The sequence below is a fragment of the Pseudomonas sp. 05T35 genome (assembly GCF_056396605.1).
The window spans coordinates 1-6598 of record NZ_JBFTLU010000241.1 but is presented as its reverse complement, the minus strand read 5'-3'; the positions used below and the strand labels follow the sequence as shown (position 1 = coordinate 6598).

General features: G+C 57.1%; 6 protein-coding genes. 2 read left to right on the top strand and 4 right to left on the bottom strand.

Features of this window, described 5'->3' with window-relative positions; all coding sequences use genetic code 11:
- The 3 genes from AC1DH9_RS18335 to AC1DH9_RS18325 all read right to left on the bottom strand — a co-directional run.
- The coding region (locus tag AC1DH9_RS18335; RefSeq protein ID WP_477808539.1) for a histone-like nucleoid-structuring protein, MvaT/MvaU family at nucleotides 1-318 on the bottom strand (318 nt) is incomplete at its 3' end.
- 246 nt (nucleotides 319-564) lie between these two features.
- Nucleotides 565-2100, bottom strand: coding sequence for an EAL domain-containing protein (locus tag AC1DH9_RS18330; protein WP_427537043.1), 1536 nt, complete (start codon nucleotides 2098-2100; stop codon nucleotides 565-567).
- A gap of 115 nt (nucleotides 2101-2215) precedes the next feature.
- Entirely contained in the window at nucleotides 2216-3088 is an 873-nt protein-coding gene (locus tag AC1DH9_RS18325; protein WP_427537041.1) for a LysR family transcriptional regulator, read from the bottom strand.
- A 78-nt stretch (nucleotides 3089-3166) separates the two neighbouring features.
- Between AC1DH9_RS18325 and AC1DH9_RS18320 the strand changes: the two genes are divergently transcribed.
- Nucleotides 3167-4117 carry a DMT family transporter gene (locus AC1DH9_RS18320; protein WP_427537039.1) on the top strand — a complete coding sequence of 317 codons (951 nt, stop codon included), beginning with the start codon at nucleotides 3167-3169 and terminating at the stop codon, nucleotides 4115-4117.
- 250 nt (nucleotides 4118-4367) lie between these two features.
- The gene (gene hppD, locus AC1DH9_RS18315) at nucleotides 4368-5444 is read left to right on the top strand and encodes a 4-hydroxyphenylpyruvate dioxygenase (protein ID WP_427532360.1); all 1077 of its coding nucleotides are present in this window, start codon (nucleotides 4368-4370) and stop codon (nucleotides 5442-5444) included.
- Nucleotides 5445-5567: 123 nt separating this feature from the next.
- Here hppD and rarD read toward each other — a convergent pair whose 3' ends face one another.
- Nucleotides 5568-6449: an EamA family transporter RarD gene (gene rarD / locus AC1DH9_RS18310; RefSeq protein WP_427537037.1), complete on the bottom strand. Its 882-nt coding sequence runs from the start codon at nucleotides 6447-6449 to the stop codon at nucleotides 5568-5570.
- Nucleotides 6450-6598: the final 149 nt, after the last annotated feature.

Here is a 6598-nt window from a genome sequence, read left to right as displayed (position 1 = left end):
CTTCCAGGCTTTCAGGCCACGGTGATTGCCGCCCTTGGTTTCAATCAGTTCACCAGTGTGCGGGTTTTGATAAACCTTGACCACACGGGCGCGGCGGGTTTTCGGTGCGGCGGCCTGCAGCAGGCCGGATTTTGGGTTCGGGTTGAGAATGGCGATGATGTCGCGCAAGCTCTTGCCGTAGGTTTTCATCAGCCCCTGGAGCTTTTCTTCGAATTCGATTTCTTTCTTGAGCCCGGCGTCGTTCTTCAGCGATTCCAGCTGCGCGAGCTGTTCTTGAAGGGCCTTTTCAGCGGCACGAAATTCAGCGAGTCTGGACAATATCTTTACTCCAATAGTGTGTTTGGCTGATACCAACCGCCAACAAAGCTATAAGCCAAGAGCCTTGTAGCGACTCGGTGTTAATGGCTCACCTGTCAATCTTGCGCAGGCAAGAAAAATTGTAGTAGTTAATTTGCTCAGAGTAAATCACGTCTTTTTCATGATGTAACGCGCGTTGCTGTTTGATGCAATTTGCGGCGTGGATCCTTTTGTTGAGGATGTCCATGGAACGCGCAAAGTGGCTAATTAATGGCTGTTCAACGCAATAATGAAATCGGTAGCCGGCATGGGTCGCCCAAATAGGTAGCCTTGCAGGAAGTTCACCCCGTGACGGGCAAGATAATCACTCTGTTCGAGGGTTTCGACACCTTCGGCAACGATACCAAGGTCCAGCTTGGCCGAGAGTTCGATGATGCTGTCGAGTATGTGGCGGGACAAGGCATCAACACCGATCATCGCCACAAAGCTCTGATCTATTTTCAGAAAGTCCACATTGAACTGGCGCAAATAGCCCAGGCTTGAATGCCCGGTGCCAAAATCATCGATCGCAATCATCACCCCCAACGCATGTAACTGTTCGAACAATTGAAGGGTGATGGCGTTGGGTTCGATCAGCTCGCGCTCGGTCAGCTCCAGAACCAGCGCAACCTTGCCGGGCGGGAAGGCGGCGAGAAACTCGCGGCAATCGTCTACCAGCGCAAGGTCACGGCAGTGGCTGGCGGTGATGTTGATGCCGATGTGAAAGCGCTCATGGAACATAGGCGCATGCGGGGCGAGCAACGCGGCAGTCTGGCGCATCAACGAGCGGGTCATCGGCACGATCAATCCGGAATGCTCGGCGAATGGAATGAACAGGTCCGGACGCACCAGGCCTTCTTTTGGGTGCTGCCAGCGCATCAGGACCTCGACGCCTGCCCACTCTTTGCTATCACCGTGAACCACAGGCTGGAAGTAAGGAATGAACTCATTGGCTTCCAGTGCCCGTTGCAGTTCATGAGTCTGTGACGACGAGCGTTTCTGCAGCCAATGACCAACGGCCCCGGCGATCACCCCAAAGAAGATCAGCAGGCTGAACAACGGCGGGTATTCGCTTTTCATGTAGCGCCAGACTTCGCCCTCGGGAAAACCGGCCTCTACTTCAAAGGCATACCGCGAAGACGCAAGGTTGCTTCGGGCTACCGGCAATACGGACAAGGTGCCCTCGTGGACCTGGCCATCGGTAGATAACCAGTGGGGGCCGACTTGCAGTAACAGTAGAGTCTGGCGACCAATCAGCCGCAGGACGTTGCTCAGGTGATAGCCGTCAAGGGCGGTCAGGGCGCCTTGCTTGCCTTCGCTGAGGCGATACACCAGCACCGCGGTATTGGGTGTGACCGGGTTGCCGTTCATCAACCACAACTTGCCTTGTGTGTACTCGCCAGGATCAACCGCTGCCTGATAGTCGCCAAATAGTGAACTGCAATATATGTTGTTGTCCCACACAAGATTGGTCGAACGCACGAAGGGCCGGCGCGTGACTTGTTCGCGCAGGGCCAGTTTGACATCGGCGCAAGGCTGTCCGGCCAGCGGCAGCAGTTCTTGTGCCGCCAGCGCGGTGTCATCGAGCATCAAATCGAATTGCCGCACCGCTTCTTCGGCCGTTTGGTGGGTGCTTTGCTCCAGCGCCCGTCCGGCCTGCATATGCAGAATGACGAAGCCCAGCACCACCGGCACCAAGCCGATCAACAGCGTGATGAGGTTGCGAGTCCGTGGCGTGCGGCGGGCTTTGATGGTCAAGGGCATGTGTGGAACCTGCGACGATGGAGTAGGGAGCTCAAGTGCAGGCAGGGCACAGGCTTGCCTCTCAAAAAGAGTACAGACAAGGGCCATGATAGATGGCGTAAAGGCTTTGCGCTTTTCAACGGTAGTCCAGGCTTGCGGCCAACTTGATAAACGCCAGGGTCGCCGGTGATGACTGGCGCTGGTCGAGTACTGCCAGGCCGACCTGACGTTTGACCGGCGGTGAAAGTGGCTTTTTCACGTAGCGCGCATGTTCCGCGTTCGGCAGCGAAAGTTCGGCGACCAGTGTCAAGGCGTCGCCACGGCTGACGGTTTCCAGTGTGCTGAGCAACTGCGAGCTGCGATAGCGAATGTCCGGAGTCAGCCGGGCGGCGCTGAACAGGTGCGAAACCAGCTCCGAAGAGCCGGCTTCAGTGAGAATGAACGGGTCGTGACACAGATCACTCAAGCTCAGGCTGTCGCGTCGGGCGAGTTCATGAGTGGCCGGTATCAGCGCGACCATCTGGTCTTCCACCAGGGCAAACGTATCAAAGCGTTCCTCGGGCAACACCACAAAACCGATATCGATACGCCGCTCGTCAAGCCATTGCAGCACTTGCCGATCCGGGCCTTCGTCAACGTGGATCTCGATTCCGGGATACGCCGCACGGTAGTGCTGCAAAATCTTCGGCAGCAGTTTGATCGACGAGGTCGGTCCGAATGAGCCGATACGCAGCGTGCCACGTTTCATTCCGCGAGCATCCGCTGCTTCCTGGCGCAAGGTGCTGGCCAGCCCGAGCATGGCGCGGGCGCGTAACAGCAGTTGTTGTCCGATATCGCTTAGCTCGATGTGGGACTGATGCCGTCTGAGCAACTCTACACCGAGTTCCTGCTCCAGCGACTTGATGGCATGGGACACCGCCGACTGGGTGATGCCCAGGCGGTTGGCCGCACTGGTGAAACCGTGCAGCTCGGCCACCAGCGAAAAAATCTCGAGTTGGGTCAGGGTCATGAGTATTTACTCATTTTACGATGATCAGGCATTACGCAAAGAATACGTCATCCGACTTCCTTCTCGGCGTGGAAATTTATGAAAAGCCTTGTCCAAAGTGGCTCCCGTGATTCAGATGTTCCGGTTTACCTGAAACTCGCCACGGTCACGATGATCTGGGGTGGGACCTTCGTGGCTGGCCGGTTTCTCGCCGACGCTCTCAGCCCGTTATTCGCGGCGAGCCTGCGCTTTCTGTTGGCGAGCCTGGCCTTGCTGCTGTTTATGGCTCTGGCGCGCATCCCTTTGATGCGTCCGACCTTCAGGCAGTGGTTGCAGTTGGGCGTGCTGGGTTTTTTCGGGATCTTCTTTTACAACCTGTGTTTCTTTTACGGCTTGCACTACATCAACGCCTCTCGGGCATCGCTGATCGTGGCGCTGAATCCGGCGGTCATCGGGTTGGCGTCGTGGCTGCTGTTCAAGGAGCGCTTGAGTCGGGTCAAAATTGGCGGCATCGCGATCTGCATCGCTGGGGCAGGGGTGGTCATTTTCAGTCGCAACCAGCCGGTGTTTGATGGCGGCGCCGCGAACAGCTGGATCGGTGATCTGCTGATTTTCGGTTGCGTGTTGGGTTGGGGCATCTATTCGTTGTTTTCCAAAGGCCTGAACCAAGCGTTGGGCCCGCTGCACACCGTGACCTACTCGATTGTGCTGGGCACATTGATGTTGTGGACGACCAGCGCCGCACGCGGCGAGGTGAGTCTTGAGGTGTTGGGCGATTTGCAGGTGACGCAGCTGTTGAGTCTGTTGTACCTGGGGGTACTCGGTTCGGCACTGGCCTACATTTGGTACTACGACGGTATTCGTAAAATCGGCGCTACCCGTTCGGGGGTGTTCATCGCCCTGAATCCGCTGACGGCAGTGATACTTGGCGCGCTGTTGCTGGGCGAGCAGTCGAGTGGGGCGATGTACCTGGGAGGCGGGGCGATTCTGCTGGGCATTTACCTGTGCAATAAACCCCTTGCACCGGCGTCAAAAAGGGGGATTTTATAGAGAAGGCGGACAAACAAGGTTACGCTGTGTAGAATCCGGTTACGCATATAAGAATAACGTCTTCTGGCAGCAGAAGCCTCGCCCGCAAGAGCCTTGGGTCGACAATGAAGATATTTGGGTTCCAATTGATCTACGGTGATTTTCTCGCCCGCAGTGTGCGAGGTATCTCCTGTGCGCCACCCGCCGCTCTCAGCAGTGCTTGTAACTAACGTTCCGTTAATTCCAAAAGCATCATGATGAGGCGCCAACCATGGCAGATTTATACGAAAACCCAATGGGCCTGATGGGCTTTGAGTTCATCGAATTCGCATCGCCGACCCCGAACACCCTTGAGCCGATCTTCGAGATCATGGGCTTCACCAAGGTCGCGACCCACCGCTCCAAAGACGTGCACCTGTATCGGCAGGGCCAGATCAACCTGATCCTCAATAACGAACCCCACAGCGTGGCGTCGTATTTCGCGGCTGAACACGGTCCGTCGGTATGCGGTATGGCGTTCCGGGTCAAGGATTCGCAAAAGGCCTACAAGCGCGCCCTGGAACTCGGCGCCCAGCCGATCCACATCGAAACCGGCCCGATGGAACTGAACCTGCCGGCGATCAAAGGCATCGGCGGCGCGCCGCTGTACTTGATCGACCGTTTCGGTGAAGGCAGCTCGATCTACGACATCGACTTCGTGTTCATCGAAGGCGTTGACCGCCACCCGGTCGGGGCCGGCCTGAAGATCATCGACCACCTGACCCATAACGTGTACCGCGGCCGTATGGCCTATTGGGCGAACTTCTATGAGAAGCTGTTCAACTTCCGCGAGATCCGTTACTTCGACATCAAGGGCGAATACACCGGCCTGACCTCCAAGGCCATGACTGCCCCGGATGGCATGATCCGCATCCCGCTGAACGAAGAGTCGTCCAAGGGCGCCGGGCAGATCGAAGAGTTCCTGATGCAGTTCAACGGCGAGGGTATCCAGCACGTTGCCTTCCTCTCCGATGACCTGATCAAGACCTGGGATCACCTGAAAAAGATCGGCATGCGCTTCATGACCGCGCCGCCAGACACCTACTACGAAATGCTCGAAGGCCGTTTGCCAAACCACGGCGAACCGGTCAACGAACTCCAAGCGCGGGGGATTCTGCTGGACGGTTCGTCCGAGGCGGGCGACAAGCGTCTGTTGCTGCAAATCTTCTCGGAAACCCTGATGGGCCCGGTGTTCTTCGAATTCATCCAGCGTAAAGGCGACGATGGCTTCGGCGAAGGCAACTTCAAGGCACTGTTCGAATCCATCGAACGCGACCAGGTTCGCCGTGGTGTGCTCTCGACTGAGTAATCTGACTCAACGGTAAACCTGTGGGAGCGGGCTTGCTCGCGATAGCGATCTGTCAGCCAACATCAATGTTGAGTCTGAAGACGCCATCGCGAGCAGGCTCGCTCCCACATTGTTTTGTGTGCTTTACGGGCGGCGATGCCGCATCAAATGCTTGAAGCCCTCAAACACCAACACCAGCACCGCCAGCCAGATCGGGATGTAGGTCAGCCATTCTCCCGCCTTGATGCTTTCTCCCAGCAGCAATGCAACCCCCAGCAACAGCACCGGTTCGACATAGCTCAGCAGCCCGAACAGGCTGAATGGCAGCAAGCGGCTGGCAATGATGTACACCACCAGTGCCGAAGCACTGATCACCCCGAGCAGGGGGATCAGCAGCGACAACCACGGGTGTTGATCGAATACGGCAAAGCCTTGTTCACCGCTGTGCACGAACCCGTACGCCACCGGCAGCATCAGCGTCATGTCCAGCCACAAACCGCCGAGGTTGTCCGACGCCAGACGTCGGCGCAGCACGAAATAGGTCGGGTAACCGATGGCCACCAAGAGAGTCGCCCAGGAAAAACTGCCCACCTGATACAACTCGTTGAGCACGCCGAGGGTGGCGAAAAACGCGGCGATCTTTTGCAGGTACGAGAGCTGTTCGCCATAGGCGATGCGCCCGGTCAGCACCATGGTCAGTGGCAACAGGAAGTAGCCCAGCGAAACGTCAAGGCTGTGGCCGTTCAGCGGCGCCCACATGAACAACCAGAGTTGCACGCCGAGCAATGCCGAGGAAACCAGCAGGCCACCGAACAATGCCGGTTTGCTGCCCACTCGACGGAGGATCTCGACCACGCGCCGCCATTCGCCGGAAACCACCATGAACACGGTCATGCACGGCACGGTCAGCAGCATTCGCCAGCCGAAGATTTCCACGCCGCTCAGGGGCGACAGYAACGAGGTGTAGAAATACATGACGGCGAACAGCACCGAGGCTGACACCGATAGAGCAATACCTTTAGACAAACTGTCCTCGCGAGACATTGAGTGAGCGTGAAACGGGTGCAGAGGATACGTGGTTTCAGAGCCGAATATTGTCCGAATGATCAACATAAACCAACTGTGGGAGCGAGCCTGCTCGCGATGGCGGTCTACCAGACGCCAGCGTCCTCGGT

What these genes read in the sequence shown, in the direction of transcription:
- AC1DH9_RS18320 (WP_427537039.1), top strand. Translation starts at nt 3,167, where the DNA reads ATGAAAAGCCTTGTCCAAAGTGGCTCCCGTGATTCAGATGTTCCGGTT.
- hppD (WP_427532360.1), top strand. Translation starts at nt 4,368, where the DNA reads ATGGCAGATTTATACGAAAACCCAATGGGCCTGATGGGCTTTGAGTTC.
- AC1DH9_RS18325 (WP_427537041.1), bottom strand. Translation starts at nt 3,088, where the DNA reads ATGACCCTGACCCAACTCGAGATTTTTTCGCTGGTGGCCGAGCTGCAC.
- AC1DH9_RS18330 (WP_427537043.1), bottom strand. Translation starts at nt 2,100, where the DNA reads ATGCCCTTGACCATCAAAGCCCGCCGCACGCCACGGACTCGCAACCTC.